This window comes from Spiribacter aquaticus (assembly GCF_007625215.1).
Classification (GTDB): Bacteria; Pseudomonadota; Gammaproteobacteria; order Nitrococcales; family Nitrococcaceae; genus Spiribacter; species Spiribacter roseus.
In genome coordinates, this window is sequence record NZ_VMKP01000001.1 from 378,880 (window position 1) to 393,402 (window position 14,523).

Annotated in this window: 18 protein-coding genes and 1 tRNA gene; 3 read left to right on the forward strand and 16 right to left on the reverse strand. The window is 57.6% G+C overall.

Features of this window, described 5'->3' with window-relative positions; translation table 11 throughout:
• Positions 1 to 3: 3 nt before the first annotated feature.
• The 7 genes from xdhA to FPL11_RS01905 form a co-directional block, all read right to left on the reverse strand.
• A complete protein-coding gene (gene xdhA / locus FPL11_RS01875; protein WP_144346992.1) occupies positions 4 to 1,461 on the reverse strand; it encodes a xanthine dehydrogenase small subunit in 1,458 nt (485 codons plus the stop codon).
• Positions 1,458 to 2,291: a xanthine dehydrogenase accessory protein XdhC gene (gene xdhC, locus FPL11_RS01880; RefSeq protein ID WP_144346993.1), complete on the reverse strand. Its 834-nt coding sequence runs from the start codon at positions 2,289 to 2,291 to the stop codon at positions 1,458 to 1,460. Before xdhC ends, xdhA begins: the two co-directional genes overlap by 4 nt.
• A 101-nt stretch (positions 2,292 to 2,392) precedes the next feature.
• Complete coding sequence (gene uraH, locus FPL11_RS01885) at positions 2,393 to 2,743, reverse strand: hydroxyisourate hydrolase (RefSeq protein ID WP_144346994.1); 351 nt, start codon at positions 2,741 to 2,743, stop codon at positions 2,393 to 2,395.
• A 49-nt stretch (positions 2,744 to 2,792) separates the two neighbouring features.
• Positions 2,793 to 3,428: a LysE family translocator gene (locus FPL11_RS01890; protein WP_200833616.1), complete on the reverse strand. Its 636-nt coding sequence runs from the start codon at positions 3,426 to 3,428 to the stop codon at positions 2,793 to 2,795.
• Positions 3,429 to 3,637: 209 nt separating this feature from the next.
• Positions 3,638 to 3,871, reverse strand: coding sequence for a hypothetical protein (locus FPL11_RS01895; protein WP_144346996.1), 234 nt, complete (start codon positions 3,869 to 3,871; stop codon positions 3,638 to 3,640).
• Positions 3,872 to 4,394: 523 nt separating this feature from the next.
• Positions 4,395 to 4,586 carry an H-NS family nucleoid-associated regulatory protein gene (locus FPL11_RS01900; RefSeq protein WP_144346997.1) on the reverse strand — a complete coding sequence of 64 codons (192 nt, stop codon included), beginning with the start codon at positions 4,584 to 4,586 and terminating at the stop codon, positions 4,395 to 4,397.
• A 446-nt stretch (positions 4,587 to 5,032) separates the two neighbouring features.
• Positions 5,033 to 5,905 carry a hypothetical protein gene (locus FPL11_RS01905; RefSeq protein WP_144346998.1) on the reverse strand — a complete coding sequence of 291 codons (873 nt, stop codon included), beginning with the start codon at positions 5,903 to 5,905 and terminating at the stop codon, positions 5,033 to 5,035.
• A gap of 134 nt (positions 5,906 to 6,039) precedes the next feature.
• On the opposite strand from FPL11_RS01905, the gene FPL11_RS01910 reads away from it, so the two are divergent.
• Entirely contained in the window at positions 6,040 to 6,843 is an 804-nt protein-coding gene (locus FPL11_RS01910) for a hypothetical protein (protein WP_144346999.1), read from the forward strand.
• A gap of 142 nt (positions 6,844 to 6,985) precedes the next feature.
• Here FPL11_RS01910 and FPL11_RS01915 read toward each other — a convergent pair whose 3' ends face one another.
• Complete coding sequence (locus FPL11_RS01915) at positions 6,986 to 7,321, reverse strand: hypothetical protein (RefSeq protein ID WP_144347000.1); 336 nt, start codon at positions 7,319 to 7,321, stop codon at positions 6,986 to 6,988.
• A gap of 103 nt (positions 7,322 to 7,424) precedes the next feature.
• A complete protein-coding gene (locus FPL11_RS01920; protein ID WP_144347001.1) occupies positions 7,425 to 7,733 on the reverse strand; it encodes a DUF6626 family protein in 309 nt (102 codons plus the stop codon).
• 707 nt (positions 7,734 to 8,440) lie between these two features.
• Between FPL11_RS01920 and FPL11_RS10265 the strand changes: the two genes are divergently transcribed.
• On the forward strand, positions 8,441 to 9,013 hold the full coding sequence (locus FPL11_RS10265; protein WP_144347002.1) for a tyrosine-type recombinase/integrase: 573 nt from the start codon (positions 8,441 to 8,443) through the stop codon (positions 9,011 to 9,013).
• Positions 9,014 to 9,021: 8 nt separating this feature from the next.
• On the opposite strand, the gene FPL11_RS01930 is transcribed toward FPL11_RS10265, so the two are convergent.
• The 3 genes from FPL11_RS01930 to FPL11_RS01940 all read right to left on the reverse strand — a co-directional run bounded on the left by FPL11_RS01930 (position 9,022) and on the right by FPL11_RS01940 (position 10,975).
• Positions 9,022 to 9,438, reverse strand: coding sequence for a restriction endonuclease (locus FPL11_RS01930; protein ID WP_144347003.1), 417 nt, complete (start codon positions 9,436 to 9,438; stop codon positions 9,022 to 9,024).
• Positions 9,439 to 9,449: 11 nt separating this feature from the next.
• On the reverse strand, positions 9,450 to 10,772 hold the full coding sequence (locus FPL11_RS01935; RefSeq protein WP_144347004.1) for a tyrosine-type recombinase/integrase: 1,323 nt from the start codon (positions 10,770 to 10,772) through the stop codon (positions 9,450 to 9,452).
• A 127-nt stretch (positions 10,773 to 10,899) separates the two neighbouring features.
• A tRNA-Phe gene (locus FPL11_RS01940) sits at positions 10,900 to 10,975 on the reverse strand.
• Positions 10,976 to 11,041: 66 nt separating this feature from the next.
• Between FPL11_RS01940 and FPL11_RS01945 the strand changes: the two genes are divergently transcribed.
• A complete protein-coding gene (locus FPL11_RS01945) occupies positions 11,042 to 12,151 on the forward strand; it encodes a tRNA-queuosine alpha-mannosyltransferase domain-containing protein (protein ID WP_159308527.1) in 1,110 nt (369 codons plus the stop codon).
• Here FPL11_RS01945 and FPL11_RS01950 read toward each other — a convergent pair.
• The 4 genes from FPL11_RS01950 to FPL11_RS10225 are packed head-to-tail and all read right to left on the reverse strand — an operon-like array spanning position 12,096 to position 14,513.
• Entirely contained in the window at positions 12,096 to 12,923 is an 828-nt protein-coding gene (locus FPL11_RS01950) for a bifunctional allantoicase/(S)-ureidoglycine aminohydrolase (protein WP_144347006.1), read from the reverse strand. The two genes, FPL11_RS01945 and FPL11_RS01950, sit on opposite strands and share 56 nt — an antisense overlap.
• Positions 12,924 to 12,925: 2 nt before the next feature.
• Positions 12,926 to 13,456, reverse strand: a complete 531-nt coding sequence (locus tag FPL11_RS01955) for an ureidoglycolate lyase (protein ID WP_144347007.1) — start codon at positions 13,454 to 13,456, stop codon at positions 12,926 to 12,928.
• Positions 13,453 to 14,388, reverse strand: coding sequence for an allantoinase PuuE (gene puuE / locus FPL11_RS01960; RefSeq protein WP_144347008.1), 936 nt, complete (start codon positions 14,386 to 14,388; stop codon positions 13,453 to 13,455). Before puuE ends, FPL11_RS01955 begins: the two co-directional genes overlap by 4 nt.
• Complete coding sequence (locus tag FPL11_RS10225; RefSeq protein WP_268815726.1) at positions 14,385 to 14,513, reverse strand: hypothetical protein; 129 nt, start codon at positions 14,511 to 14,513, stop codon at positions 14,385 to 14,387. Before FPL11_RS10225 ends, puuE begins: the two co-directional genes overlap by 4 nt.
• Positions 14,514 to 14,523 lie beyond the last annotated feature (10 nt).

Consider the following 14,523-nt stretch of genomic DNA (forward strand, 5'->3'; position numbering starts at 1 on the left):
GAATCATGCATAGTCGGTCACCGTTAATGGCTCGTGGTTATCCTGCAGGCGGGTACAGGCGCGCCTAAGCAGGCTCCCGGCGATCTCGCGGCGGTAATCCTGGCTGGCGCGGGCATCGCTGATAGGCGAGTAGTCGTGATTCAGTGCGGCACATGCCTGTTCAATGATGTCTCCGGTCAGCGCCGCGCCACCCAGAATGGCCTCGCAGGCCCGGGCTCTTGCAGGGGTGGCGGCCATGCCCCCAAAGGCGATGCGCACCCGCTGGATCTGCTGGCTCGCCGGGTCAAGGGCGAAGCTGAAGGCACCGCAGACGGCGGAGATATCGTCATCGAGCCGTTTCGATACCTTGTAGGCAAATAGCCGTTGATTGGCCTTTCGAGGGATTCGGACCCGTTCAATGAACTCCCCGGTCTGGAGATCGGTCCGGCGGTATCCGTGGAAGAATCCATCCGCCGGCACCTCGCGCTGCCTGGTGCCCCGCCGAAGCACGAGCGTGGCATCCAGTGCGATCAGCAGCGGTGGCGTATCGCCGATGGGCGAGGCGGTGGCCAGGTTGCCGCCGAGCGTTGCGCGGTTACGGATCTGTGTGGAGGCAAACCGATCCAGGAGTTGACCAAAATCCGGAAAAGCCTCGGCGAGGGTTGCATGGCAGTCCGTCAGGCTTGCTGCCGCGCCGATCTCGATTGATGTGTCATCGAATACAATCGCTTGAAGGTCCGCCACATGGTCAAGGTGGATGAGCCGTGAAACGGTTTGATGCTGCTGCGTGATGTCCAGCCCCAGATCGGTTGCGCCGGCGACCAGTCGGGCCTCCGGATGACGCTCAAGGCAATCGGCGACCTCATCGGCAGTCGTCGGCAGGTGGCTGGTGTTCAGGCGGTCGTGCAATGACTGATCAGGGCCGAGAGCGATCTTCCGGAGCCGCTGCCGCGTCTCGACGCTATCGGCGTCAAACGTATCCGCTGGCCACTCACGCTGACGCATTACCTCCAGTGCCTGAAGCGAAGCGTCAATGATGGGCCGGTAACCGGTACAGCGGCAGAGGTTGCCGGCTATGGCTTCGACCGTATTCGCGCGGCCACCCTCGGGGGCGTTCTTACCAAGTGCGAACAGCGACATGACGAAGCCGGGAGTGCAAAACCCGCACTGCGATCCATGTAGATCCGCCATCGCCTGCTGAACCGGGTGAAGGCCGTCGGGCTGGGCGAGATCCTCGACCGTAATCAGCTGCTTGCCGTGAAGGGTGGGCACCAGAGCGATGCAGGCATTGATGGCCTGGTACCTGAGACCATCGTCGCCGGGTTCAGCGAGCACGACGGTACAGGCGCCACAATCACCGGACGCGCAACCCTCTTTGGTTCCGGTTTTGCCGTGGACTTCCCGTAGGTAGCGGAGAATCGTCAGGTTGGGATCGAGCCGCGTTTCCTGACGCAGCGTGTTGTGTATCAGAAATTCAATCAACCGATGCCCTCCTTAAGCGTGGTTTTGTCGAGCCCGCGCCAGCCGGCCCGTGGATCATCTGCGTGTGACCATGCAATAAGCTGGCCAGCGATGGACACGGCGACTTCCATCGGTTGCTTGCCAGGGACCTCGGGGAGACCGATCGGGCAGGTCAGGCGGTCGCGTAATGCGTCCTCCATGCCGATGTCATGGAGTCGCCGGCGAAACCGGCGAGCCTTGGTGCCGGAGCCGATGACCCCGATGCTGCCCATCTCCTGGCGCTGGAGCCCCGCATGGACCAGCTCGAAGTCGAGGTCATGATCATGCGTCATCACTACCATGTGCGTGCCCGCGCTCAGGCGCGGGACCCAGCTGACCGGATCCCGGGCGGGTCGGGGCAGGATGTTGTCGGGGAGATTGTCGGGAAACTGTTCGAGCCGGGAGTCGACCCACTCAACCTGGCAGGGGAGCTCAGCCAGGATCTTTGTCAGTGCCTTTGCGACATGGCCGGCGCCAAACAGGCCAATCCTGAAGGGGCACCCGGGAAACCCCTCAAGGAGGACGCTGACCTGCCCGCCGCAGCATTGTCCCAGCTGTGAGCCCAGCGCGAACTTCTCAACGCTGGGACCTTCCGTGCCGGCGGCGATCCGCTCGCGCGCCATGTGGACGGTTTTAAATTCGAGACGCCCACCGCCGATGGTGTCGAACTGCTGATCCCGGGTGATCACCATTTTGGCATCGGTGTTGCGCGGGGTTGAGCCGGCGGCCGACAGGACCGTGGCCAATACGAACGGCTCATTGCGACGCTTACAGAGGCTTAAGGCTTCATGCCAATGCCGTGGGTTTTCCATGGCCCGCTCCGTCACTACCCGACTACCAGCATACGGAATCGGCAATAGGATGCAAAAATTCCTGACCGATCGGTCAGGAATTCATTGGACCCGGGACCGGATCAGCTGCCGCGGTAAGTGCTGTAGCCGTAAGGACTGAGTAGAAGGGGGACGTGATAGTGCCCCTCGTCGCCGAGGCCGAATCGGATCGGGATAGTTTCGAGGAAAGCGGGGGTCGGCAGTTCAATGCCTTGCCCACGGAAATAGTCGCCCACCATGAAGATCAATTCGTAGTGGCCCGGCCATGCAGAGTGTGCGGGCAGCAGCACCGCGTCGATCCGGCCGTCTTCATTGGTCATGAAGTCCCCCAGTTGGGCGGGTTCTGGCGAGTGACGGCTGAGCGTGAGGCAAAGTCCTCTGGCGGGGATGCCGCGTGATGTGTCGAGGACATGGGTTGATAGGGTGGCGGTCATGGGCTTGGATGCTCCTTGATGGACAAGACGGTCGTCGGTCGAGCTTTTGCTAGGCCATCAGCAGATCAATGGCGATCTTCAGGGAAAACCCCAGAAAGGCCACGCCGGCCAGCCGCTCGATCCAGTGCTGGTGATCCTCGAGCCGCACCAGCATGCCGGTGGAGGCGGTCAGCAGGCTGACGGTGGAAAACCAGACCAGCGCGCAGACACCGATCACGCCGATCAGCACCCCGATGACCAGCGTCGGTGTCGTGGGGCTGATGGCGCTGCCGAAGATGCTTGCAAAAAAGACGATCGCTTTGGGGTTGGTCAGGTTGATCAGCAGCCCCAGCAGAATCGGGTTGCGGGGACCGGCGGGTACCCGCACCGCTTCCTGCTCGATGTGGCGCACCGGCAGGCGTGTCAGCACCAGACGTATGCCGAGATAGCCCAGAAACAGCGATCCGCCGGCCCGCACTACCACCTCGAACCACTCGATGCGGTTGGTGAGTGCCGACAGCCCCAGCGCGCTCAATGCGGCGTAGAAGGTGATCCCCAGGCTTACGCCGACCGCGGTCAGCACGCCTGCGCGCGTCCCACGGGCCACGGTGTTGCGGACCACCGCGACAAAGTCCGGCCCCGGCAGCATCAATGCGGGTGAAAAGACGGCAAAGATGCCAAGGATGGGGAAAAGCGACTGCATCATGGGATTCAAGAGGAGTGGTGGCCAGGGAGAGAATCGAACTCCCGACACGACGATTTTCAGAAGCCGTTAGCAATATACGTCAAATAAAATCAACAGCTTGCAACGCATTCTGCATGGTGTGCGAAATTGTGTGCTACAGATTTAGGAGCCAATCGTGTCAACACGAACGCGAGTGTGCCACATTTGCCGCGCTCGCTCTCACACTCCTTTCAGCTTAACTCTTTCAGCGTCCACAACACAGCATGCTCCACCAGCGTGTGATGAAGCATGCCGTGCTCTACAGCGCTGTTGGCAGTGGCGCGTGCAACTCTCTCTACGTCGTCACCATCTTTCAGCTGCAGACGTGTGTTCCATAGCACGCTCTCTACTTCATGCCAGTGCTCTACAAGGAACTCATGCTCAACAGCTTCGTGTTCTGTGAACTTGTTAATACCGATGTTCAATGACGCGATACGCTTCTGACACTGATGCGCATTCCGTATCTGTAGCGGATTGCGCATAAGCGATCACATAAGTCCTCTCAGTGCCCACAGCACAGCATGCCCCACCCAGCCCTAAATTATCGACTGATTGCACACCTCGTGTCTGGCAAGTTTCTGGTTATAGCACTGCAGAAATCTTCGACCGTCGATGCAGTTGTGCCATAGTCTACTACTTGTCCACCCACAGTACTTGAGATAAAAAGGGATGTTTCCTCCGCGTTCTCGTCCACTGAAATGTTGATCACTGGATTCTCGTTAGTCAACAGCGCATTTGCGCCACGAGTTGCCGTGATGAACCCATCATCGCTGTCGACTGAGGTTAGCGTCAGACCAGCCTCCAATGCCGCTCGCTTAGCAACATTAAACGCTTCATCCGCAGACATGTTCAAAGACCTAACCTCGGCAGTTGTACGCGTCTGCAATGTCGTACAGGCAGCTAGGAGCGCAACAACTATGATTCCCAGAATTGCCTTCCCTTTCATTTCTACTCCGATGTTTGTCTTGACTTCGTTCTTCCTTCACTCAGATGATTCTTCAGCATGTTGTATGTGAAGCCATGTCGCTTACAGAGCTGACGCACGAGCTTCAAGTCGTCCTTCTTCTTCTCCTTAGCAGCTTCTTCAATCTGCTTCTCAATCTCTGCCTTCTGCTGTTCAAGCTCTTCAATCGTCGCCATGTCCCTATCCTCTGTCTTGGCTGTATCGTGCAATATTTGTCACCACACTCGCTCCATCTGACGGCTGGATTTCATAGTCGCCAGGCTGAACGGTGATGTTCATCCACGTCACTTTAGGGCGCCTTCCATACCACAGGCACTCCACCTCCAGTCGCTCAGTCCCGTTGCTGCGCTGTTGCACGACATAGTCATCAACAAGCAAGAAGCACTCGTTGCGTATAGTGGCGTTTCTGATGGATGCTTCGCCCACACAGACGACGTAACGGTCACTGGGCGCGGGTTCTCGCTTGACTGGGTGAGCATTGGGGTCAGTGTGGGGTATGATGTCCCAATCTGTGAGGTATACTTTCTCTTCTGGCATGCGTGGTTGGCTCCATCCAACTTTGCTTATCACCGTATACGACTCAAAGCGTGGATGGAACAGCTGGGCACTGTGATATGTACCTTTACTGCCGTGTTGGGAAAACGCCCTCACCAGCGGCTGTGATCATGCTGCGTGCCGTGCGCAGATAACGCGCCACTTGTGTAGTCAGGTTTCTATGCTCGTCTGCTTTCGTCGCCACTTCGCCGCTGCGTGCTTTGTACTTCAAGCCCACTGCGCGTGCGATGCGAACGTTGTGTGGCAGTGTTTTAGGGATACGCTGTGGGATTGGGTCCACTGCGCAGTCGTTGCGCAAGTCCCATATGTCAAAAGCGAGCTTGAGAGCGCGCGGCTGTACGGCAGTGTTGAGGTGGTAGCGCGCCTTGCTTGAACGTGGATCACTGATAGCACGTCCCTTCTGCTCGGCGATGTGCTTGCGAACGATGCGCGTGAGGCTCTTGTTCGCGTGGTGGCGTGTTTGGTGGATCGGCACCGCAATCACTATCTGCGCGTCGTCGTCCCATGCACTCTGCAAGTCCGCCTCGTCTGCGAGCACGCGTGTCCAAGTGCCACGCAGAGGCTCAGCGAACAGATAGGCGCCACGCTGCTCGTTCGTGTTAACACGATTGCGCCACCAGTCGCAGAACGCTCGGTATCTGTCGCCTTCATAGCGCACATCTCCAAAGTCGTCATACACCTTCAGCATGTCTGAGTGCGCTTTGAAGGAATCACCGCTTGTAGAAGCTCGTTGAGCGTCGTCCTTCTGCTCAGTTTCTGTTTGAGAGTCTGCTAACAGACTCAAATCACCACCACCTTCGCACAAGGCACAATATGTAGTGTTTCGCGTGAGTGCGTACCACCACCAATAGTAGGGGCTTTGCTCAACCTTGCTGCGAACAGGATTGGCATAGGAGCCAAAGCGAGGTGCGTGTGAGATGAAATGCCGCAAGTCTGTCATCGCTGTCTGCGCTCCGTGCAGTCAGAAACCATTCAGAGTGGTTTTCGTCTGGTTCCAGCGTAGCCGTTTCCTCGTAATCTGTACACGTCGCTTAAGGAAAGCGGCGTTAACACAGACAAAATGAGGTACGAGCTATGAAGATGAGTAATGAAATGTTGACGATTGAAGTGGAGAAAACGCTAAATGAACTGCAGAGCAAGCACGCAGAGTGGGACAAGCAGCAGCGCTACGCAGACACCCTGCTATATACGCTGCTAGAAGGCTGCTTGGACTTCTATTACTTTTTGCGCAAAGACGAGCGATATGAATCTGCGTTTAAATCAGTCTGCGACTTTAAGTGGAACAGCAAAACGACGCTTGCGACACTGATTACTAAGGCAGTTTTTGGTGCCAAAGCGAAAAAAGGTTATGCCTATGCTAAGGCTTTGGCTGAGGCTGTGCGCAGCAAGATTGGCGTGAACGGTAACGTAGGTATGGCGCAGTGGCTTAAGGAAAACGGTGGTGTGAATGGCGTTATCCGCAACGAGAAAGGTGAGAGCAAGGCGAAAGCAGAAAGAGATTATCGCATCTTAGTTGGAAAAAATAGCGAGCGCTTTGGCATTCAGTCAAAAATCCATCCAATACATGCTCCACAGCTAGCTGAAGTGATTGGCGATAAGGAGGCTGTGATGCTTGTAGCAAGGAATGGTGATAAAGACGAGTTGATTGTTAAGTACATGTCAAGTAGCGATGCGATAAAAGACAGCATGTATGAACGTTTAGGGGAGCTCATAATGGGCAAGGAGGCTTATAGAGAGAAACGCGCTGAAGTTATTGAAGAGATTAAACAAGAAGGGGATGAGGCAACGCAAGAAGTGCTTGAAGCATTAAACGCTGTTAAGAGCAAAGTAGCAGAGGCAGAAGAGGCAGAAGAGGAGGAAGCGCTAGAAGCAGCATAAACGGACATAGCGGTTGTGGCGAAAAGCGCTGTACATGTGTGCAGCGCTTTTTTTATGCGTGTCGCATAGCCTCCATCTCCCTCGTTCTGCAACCTATTGCTGCATCAAGCCTTCCGTATCCCCAATATGCTTCTGTGTGACACTACTGCTCCCTCTGCTGTTGTGGCGTCAACGGCGGTTGTGGCTTAGTTGGTGATAAATCGTCATTCGAACGTGTTCTTTCCGTGTCATCTGTGTCGCTTGACGCTGTCGCCTTCTGCTTCACTACCTTCGTCTGCGGTATGGCTACCTTCTGCGTCTTTGTCTTCGTCTGTGCGTCACCCATCTTCCTTGCTGCTTGTATGATTGAGTCACTTGTAGAGTTGAGCAGTGCAAGCGTGGCAAGCTGCGTGTCTTTATCTTCCTCTGCGACAGTGCTGCGTATCACATTCAGCGCTTTCTGCACGTCGTTGATTGCAGCCTTGCTCACTGCTGCCACCAACCATGTAGAAAACGGGGTGAGTTCAAATCACCAGGCTGAACAGATAAGTACTCCATGCTGAGATTTTGCAGCGCAGAGCGTGTGAGCTGTAGACCCCCTTTCATACAGCCTCCAGCCACGTTGCTTCTGCATCTTTGTTGATTTCTCTGTGGCACTGCTCACTTAACTGCAGAAAGCGTTTGCCAGCAGCCTTGTGCTTGTCTGTCTGCACCATACGCTCGCCATAGTGCTGTAGCTTGCTGGCACAGATAGCAATGGTGGCGATAGAGGGCTTAATCTTCTCAAATCGTAAAGTGCGCATATAACACTCGCTCCTACCCAGCCACTCCATACAAAAAACACGCTCGCTTGGCGTTAGCCCCATTGCTTTCAGCTCCCCATACACCTCATCCAATATCGTTTTTGCCATGTTTTTTCCTCAAGTTGATAAATAGCTGTAGATGCAAGGGCAGCTACCCACTGCGTTTGTATTTATCTGCTACAAGGGCTAGGTCTGTGACATTGAGGACGCCAGTGTAGAGCTGAAAGCGTTCAGAGCTTGTCGCCCATTCGTTCAAAGCAGAGACGAGAACCAAGCAAAGCTGCGACTGGCTTGTAAAAGAATACGCAGTGGAATGGGAAGAGAGGGCTGTGTGTGACGAACATACAGCTACCCCATATGCAGCGCACTGCTGGCGACTTGGTGGCGTGCTGTTGCGTTGGGAATAACTCTACGCACGTAAAGGCAACAGCCTAACTCTGTCTCCCAGCTATGTAGCTGGTTGTGCGAAGTCGCTGACTGAGCCACTCACAGAATGCTCAACGTCAATGAGAGGCGTGAAGCCTCTCTATGACTAAACAATCTACAGAATACCCCCAAAGCACATCGTCCAATCATCAATAGAGAAAACCAACGCGATGTGTTTGAGCGAACAGCGATAACACAGAAGCGTTTGTGTGACTGCGAAGCAGTTGCACATGTATCAAACAGCAAATGTAAGAGAATCGCGTTTCTCTTATGTATCACGCTAAATCATTGAAAACACAGAGCCACTGACAAAGCAGCTTTCTGGTTGCTCAAACGAAACATCAGAAAACACACTATGCGTCATCAATCCAAACATTTAGGAGCAGATGATGGCACAAGCACGTGTACTTACAGACAAGGAACTCAAACAGGTACTGAACTACAACGACGCATGTGAGCGCCACGCAGCGCGCAATCGTCTCATGTTACTGCTGACACATTGGGCTGGTATGCGCATAGGTGAAGTAGTAGCACTGCGTGTGAGTGACGTAGTGACAGAGGACAGCACACCACGTACTGAAATCAGATTGAGCAGCACACAGACGAAAGGCAAGCACGCACGCACGGTATTCGTGTCAACACGATTAAAGCGTGAGATTACGAAGTACCTCAAAGCGTCAAACACGTGCTATAGCGAACGTTCTTTGTTCAGAACACAAAAGAGCCAGCAGTTCTCAGCAAACACAGCGACACAACTACTGCAGCGCATATACGCACGTGCTGGCATGGCGGGCGCTACGAGTCATTCAGGTAGACGCTCATATCTCACCAAGCTGGCAGACAAAGGTGTTGGTGTGTTTGTGTTGGCGCAGTTGGCTGGACATAGGCACATAAGTACGACACAGCGCTATGTCAGCGTCAGTGACACGCAGTTGAGGAACGCAGCGGAGTTGGCGCACTAGATGCGCGGTCAAAGGCGGGAGAGCTGCGTATCTAGTAGTAACATGACGCCTGTACGGCTCGCTAGCTCTCTAGCAGAAGGTGTATAGCCAACGGTCGTCACTACCGCAAGTATGTCTAACTCATGAAATGCTTGCGCGGCTAGAATCTCTTGCACAGGCTTATTTCCCACCTTTGCCGTATAGCGCTTACATTGTATGCCTGCAACCCTACCATTCTTCTTCGCTATAACGTCTATACCATTATCACCGCGCGCTGGAGTCACTTTTGTCGCCCAGCCATGCTTGCGCAGCTGTGCAGCGACCCAATGTTCAAAATCTTCACCAGTCTCGTGTTTCTCTGTCTGCATTACACGCCATTGATGTTGCATCTTGTTATAGGCGCGGTACATGCGTTTTACAGCGCGGATGAATTGGTTCAGCGTCATTGTATTTCTCGTTACGACTCTTCGCTTCGCTCAATCGTACGCACCCGTCCACTCAACTCCTCTGCACGCATACGCGCTGTGAGCTTGCTGTAGTGCTGTTCCAGCATCTTCACGCTCGTGCCCATCTGCACGCTCAGCACGTAGATGTTCTGTCCCTTTGCGAGCGCACGCGTAGCGTACATGTGACGCAGTGAGTACAAGCTTCTGTTCTTGCCGTCTCTGTCGCGTCGCAGTCCCCTCTCGTCCAGTAGGCGCCTAAATGCCTGGCGCAGTTGGTCAGCAGAGACTCTCTCGCCTGTGTCGTCCCTGAACAGATACTTGTCAGAGCGCAGTGCGATGACTTCATCCAGCGTTTTGTCCGCGAGCGCGGTGTCCATGTCTTTAAGACGTTCAAGGAAACGATAGACTCCATCACGTGCTATGAGGCTGCGCTGCCCAGTCTTGCCACGCACGTAGAACTCAAAGTAGCGCTCGCCTGTGCGTGCGTCTGTGTAGTAGTTGACGTCGCTCCAGCGCATGTTTGTCGCTTCTGTGCCGTGCCGCATGCCTGTGTTTGCCAGTATCAGTACATACTCGCGCAGCACTCTGCGTATACGTTTGCCCTGTTCGCTTGGCGTTTGTGTAAGCCAGTTGCTGCGAAGCGTGTCAGTAATACGTCTGTATTCGTCAAACTCAAACGAACCACGCGTGTCAGTCTTCGCTGCCTTATTGAGCATGCTTGGACGTATGCTCTCTGTAATCCATCCATGCAGCAGTGCTTCATCAAACACTCTGTTCAACGCAGCGTTGTGCGTGTTAACGACGGTTTGGCTGGGCTGGTAAGGAGGTGGACTGGCGTCAAGCTGCTGTAGTGCTTCGCGCAGTCTCTCCACACGTTTGATGCGCTTTTTTAGAGCTTCACGCTTCTGCTCATACAGCCTGTATGCAATCGCCTCGTCACGCCACGCTGCATAGTCGTGCAGGTCAGCGACAGTGATTGAGTCAATCTGACGATTGCCAAAGTAAGGTATGAGGTGCTGGTCAATGACGCGTACGTACTGCTTGTACACGCCCTTGCCTGTGCCATACGCCAACTCTTGCTGCATGCGCTGCTTGGCATGCTCTGCGACGTGCTTAAAGCGACGGGTATTGACGGGGAGGTTGTTGCGAGCGCGTTCTTCGGCAGAGTAGTAGAGCTTGAATGCTGCCTCGCGCGCGTCATCCAGTTCGTGCTCGCCAGTGCTCTCTCTGTGCCAGCCACGTCCTTTCAGCTTGTATCTACACTGCCAACGACCACTATGGCTGCGTCTGTACAGCGTCAGCTTGTTTGGCAGTAGAGAGATGCTTTTCTGCAAGCCACGCACCACAAGTCCCTGTAGTGCTTGCGATTGTAGCAGCACGCGTTGTCTTGCGTGAGAGGAGGTGTGCTACGAGTGTGCTACAGCGTTTGAGTGGTAGAGAACGCTGTAAGTTGTTGAAAAATGGTGGCCAGGGAGAGAATCGAACTCCCGACACGACGATTTTCAGTCGTCTGCTCTACCGACTGAGCTACCTGGCCGCCGGAACCGCTATATTCAAACCGATGCGCCGGGACGGGTCAAGGTACAACGCCTATAATCGCGGCATGAGACAACGCATTCTGCTGCTGTCGGCCTATCAGGCGGATAGCCATGCCTGGTGGACGCGATGGCTTGAGCAGCGCTTTGCCGACATCGACTGGCGGCGCCTCACGCTCCCCGGGCGGCATTTCAAGTGGCGCATTCGCGGCAATCCGCTGTCGTGGATCGATCACATCGCCGAGGCCAGTCAGGGGGTCGATCGGGTGCTGGCCACCTCGATGGTCGATCTGGCGACGCTGCGCGGATTGCATCCGGCCCTCGCGGGGATCCCCAGCGATTATTACTTCCACGAAAACCAGTTCGCCTATCCGGTCGGGCCCGGGCAGCGGCCCTCGGTCGAGCCGCAGATCGTGCAGCTCTATGGCGCGTTGGCGGCCGACCGGTTGCTGTTCAATTCCGAGTGGAACCGCGGTAGCTTTCTCGACGGTGTTGCGGCCTTGCTGCGGCGCATGCCGGATGCGGTGCCAGCGGGCATCGTCGAGCGTCTGGCCCCGAAAACCGCCGTTGTGCCGGTGCCAATCGTTCCGCCCGCGCCGGGTCGCGTATCACGGGATGCGCGGTTGATCCTCTGGAATCATCGCTGGGAGTACGACAAGGCGCCTGACGTGTTCGCCGATGCCGTCATCCGGTTGGCCGAGGCCGGCCATGCGTTTCGGCTGGCGCTGCTCGGTCCCCGACCCCATCCGCCGCCACCCGCGCTGTCGCGTATCGTGGATGCTCTGGGCGATCGCGTCATCGCCAACGGCCGTGTCCCGCGCGGCGAGTATGACGCCCTGCTGCACCGCGCAGGGGTGGTCGTGAGTACCGCCATCCATGAATTCCAGGGACTGGGGATGCTTGAGGCGACGGCCGCCGGCGCCATCCCGCTGGTGCCCGATGCGCTGGTCTATCCCGAGCAATATCCCGCCGAGTATCGCTATCCCGCTGGTGATGCCGATGCGCTGGCACGGCGGTTGGCGGGGTGGCTGGGTGACAGCGCCCGGCCTGGCGCCCCGGATGTATCGGGCTGGTACGACACGGCGCTGCAACCGCTCTGGCGGCAGACGCTGAGCGGACCGGTCAGCGCAGCTGCAAGCTCGGGTGGCGGTTCACATCCTTGTACAGGAGATAGCTGAAAGGCCCGGTTCCCCCGGCATAACAGGCCTGGGGGCAGAATGCGCGCAGCCACATGAAATCACCGGCCTCGACCTCGACCCAGTCCTCGTTGAGGCGGTAGACGGCCTTGCCTTCAAGCACGTACAGGCCGTGCTCCATGACATGGGTTTCGGCAAACGGGATCAGGGCGCCGGGATCAAGGCTGACCACGTTGACGTGCATGTCGTGGCCGATGTCATCGGGATCGATCAGGCGCGTGGTCCGCCAGCGGCCCTCGGCATTGGCCATGGCGACGGGGGCGACGCTGTCGGCAGGCGCGCTGAAGCTGGCCGGTGTGGCGATATCCGCCACCGGTTGGTAGGCCTTGCGAATCCAGTGAAAGGTGACCGGCCCGGTGCCGGGATTGGTGACGGTGTAACGCTCGCCGGGCGCCATCCAGGCGAATCCGCCGGGGCCTAGCCGCTCGGTGCGGTCGGCGTAGGCGATTTCAAGCGTACCAGCCAGCACGAAATAGGCCCCCTCGCCGTCGGGATCCGGCTCGGGCCTTTTGCTGCCTCCCCCGGGCTGCACTTCAAGGATGGCCTGAAAAAAGGTTTCGGCGAATCCCGATAGTGGCCGGGCCAGGATCCATGCCCGGGTCTGCGACCAGTGCGGGAGGCGGCTGGTGACGATATCCCGCAGCACGTCGTTGGGGATGACCGCGTAGGCGGTCCTGAACACGGCGCGGCCACTGATGTGTCCCGACTGATCCGGGACGCCACCGGGGGGCAGGGCGTAGGGGCTGATGGTCATGGTCAGGGCAGCTCCGTGGTTGTCACGACGATTGTTTGTTCGAGCGGGGCTTCGTCGCAGTTGTTGCCGGGGCCATTGCGATCCACCACCAGAAACTGCGAAGCAGCCTGCAGGGCGATGAGCGGGTGGTGCCAGACGCCAGCGGCATAGTTGACGCCCTGGTCGCCGCGGGCGATGAACGCGCGCAGGGCGGTGGCTGCCGGTGGTTCGCCGGCGGGCGCCACCACCACCAGCCAGGGGCGCTGTTCGAGGGGCATGAACGCCTGACTGCCCAGCGGGTGCCGCTCGAGCATCCACAGTTCCGCGGGCAGTGAATACGGCTGGCCCAGAAAGATGCTGATGATGGTTTCGGCCTGGCCCTCATCGGCGGAGGATGCCGGGGCCGGCTCGGCCGTCGCGACGGCCAGGCGGTGGTAGCGCTCGGTCAGGCCATTGTTGATCGGAAAGGGATCGGTGCTCCGGGTGTCGATGACCGACCCGAAGGCCGCGAAGCGCTCCGCGGTGAGGGGTTCGGCGGTCAGGGTGATGGTCATGCGCGGGTGACCCCGGGAGCGGGATGGAGCTGCTGCCAGTGCCGGGCGATGTCGATGCGGCGCGTCACCCAGACATCCGCGTGGCTTTCGAGATGGTCGAGAAACCGCTGCAGGGCGCGGAACCGACCCGGACGCCCGATCAACCGTGGATGGAGTCCCACCGACATCATGCCCGGTTGGTCCGCGCCTTCCGCGTAGAGGACGTCAAAGCTGTCGCGCAGATAGGCAAAAAACTGATCGCCACTGTTAAAGCCCTGCGGGGTGGCGAAGCGCATGTCGTTGCAATCCAGCGTGTAAGGCACCACCAGCTGGTGGTGGGGCTCGCCATGGGTGTCCTCGACCGGCATCCAGAAAGGCAGCTCGTCGCCATAGTAATCCGAGTCGTACAGGAAATTCCCCTGATCGACCACCAGACGCCGGGTCCGGGGGCTGTCCCGGCCCGTGTACCAGCCTTCGGGCGGGTGTCCCGTCAGCGCCCGGAAGATCTCGATGGCGGTCTGCATGTGTTGGCGTTCAGTGGCCTCATCGATCCCCTGGTAGTCGAGCCAGCGATAGCCATGACAGGCGATTTCGTGGTCCGCCTTGCGCAGCGCTGCGGTCACCTCGGGGTTGAGCTGCAGGGCCCGGGCGACGCCGAAGACGGTCAGTGGCAGGCCGCGCAGCTGAAACTCGCGGAGTACCCGCCAGACGCCCACCCGACTGCCGTATTCATAGATCGATTCCATGCTCATGTGGCGATCGGCGACGGCCGGCGCGTTGATGATCTCCGAGAGAAACGTCTCGGCATGGGCGTCTCCCTCGAGGACGCAGCGTTCGCCGCCTTCTTCGAAGTTGAGCACGAACTGCACGGCAACCCGGGCACCACCGGGCCATTTTGGATCAGGACGATGGCGGCCGTAACCAATCAGGTCGCGCGGGTTGGGATGGGTCATGAAGCGATTTCCGAGTCGTCGAAAAGGGTGAAAAAGTCGGGGGCCTCGCGCGGCGCATCGGCAAACTCGAGGCTCGCCTCGATTTCGCGCAGGTGGTGGTCCATCCAGCGCTCGGCCTGCTCCACCGCGCGGGCA

Coding starts and splice junctions, on each gene's coding strand:
- xdhC (WP_144346993.1), bottom strand. CDS start 2,291: ATGGAAAACCCACGGCATTGGCATGAAGCCTTAAGCCTCTGTAAGCGT.
- uraH (WP_144346994.1), bottom strand. CDS start 2,743: ATGACCGCCACCCTATCAACCCATGTCCTCGACACATCACGCGGCATC.
- FPL11_RS01890 (WP_200833616.1), bottom strand. CDS start 3,428: ATGATGCAGTCGCTTTTCCCCATCCTTGGCATCTTTGCCGTCTTTTCA.
- FPL11_RS01900 (WP_144346997.1), bottom strand. CDS start 4,586: ATGGCGACGATTGAAGAGCTTGAACAGCAGAAGGCAGAGATTGAGAAG.
- FPL11_RS01905 (WP_144346998.1), bottom strand. CDS start 5,905: ATGACAGACTTGCGGCATTTCATCTCACACGCACCTCGCTTTGGCTCC.
- FPL11_RS01910 (WP_144346999.1), top strand. CDS start 6,040: ATGAAGATGAGTAATGAAATGTTGACGATTGAAGTGGAGAAAACGCTA.
- FPL11_RS01920 (WP_144347001.1), bottom strand. CDS start 7,733: ATGGCAAAAACGATATTGGATGAGGTGTATGGGGAGCTGAAAGCAATG.
- FPL11_RS10265 (WP_144347002.1), top strand. CDS start 8,441: ATGGCACAAGCACGTGTACTTACAGACAAGGAACTCAAACAGGTACTG.
- FPL11_RS01930 (WP_144347003.1), bottom strand. CDS start 9,438: ATGACGCTGAACCAATTCATCCGCGCTGTAAAACGCATGTACCGCGCC.
- FPL11_RS01945 (WP_159308527.1), top strand. CDS start 11,042: ATGAGACAACGCATTCTGCTGCTGTCGGCCTATCAGGCGGATAGCCAT.
- FPL11_RS01950 (WP_144347006.1), bottom strand. CDS start 12,923: ATGACCATCAGCCCCTACGCCCTGCCCCCCGGTGGCGTCCCGGATCAG.
- FPL11_RS01955 (WP_144347007.1), bottom strand. CDS start 13,456: ATGACCATCACCCTGACCGCCGAACCCCTCACCGCGGAGCGCTTCGCG.
- puuE (WP_144347008.1), bottom strand. CDS start 14,388: ATGACCCATCCCAACCCGCGCGACCTGATTGGTTACGGCCGCCATCGT.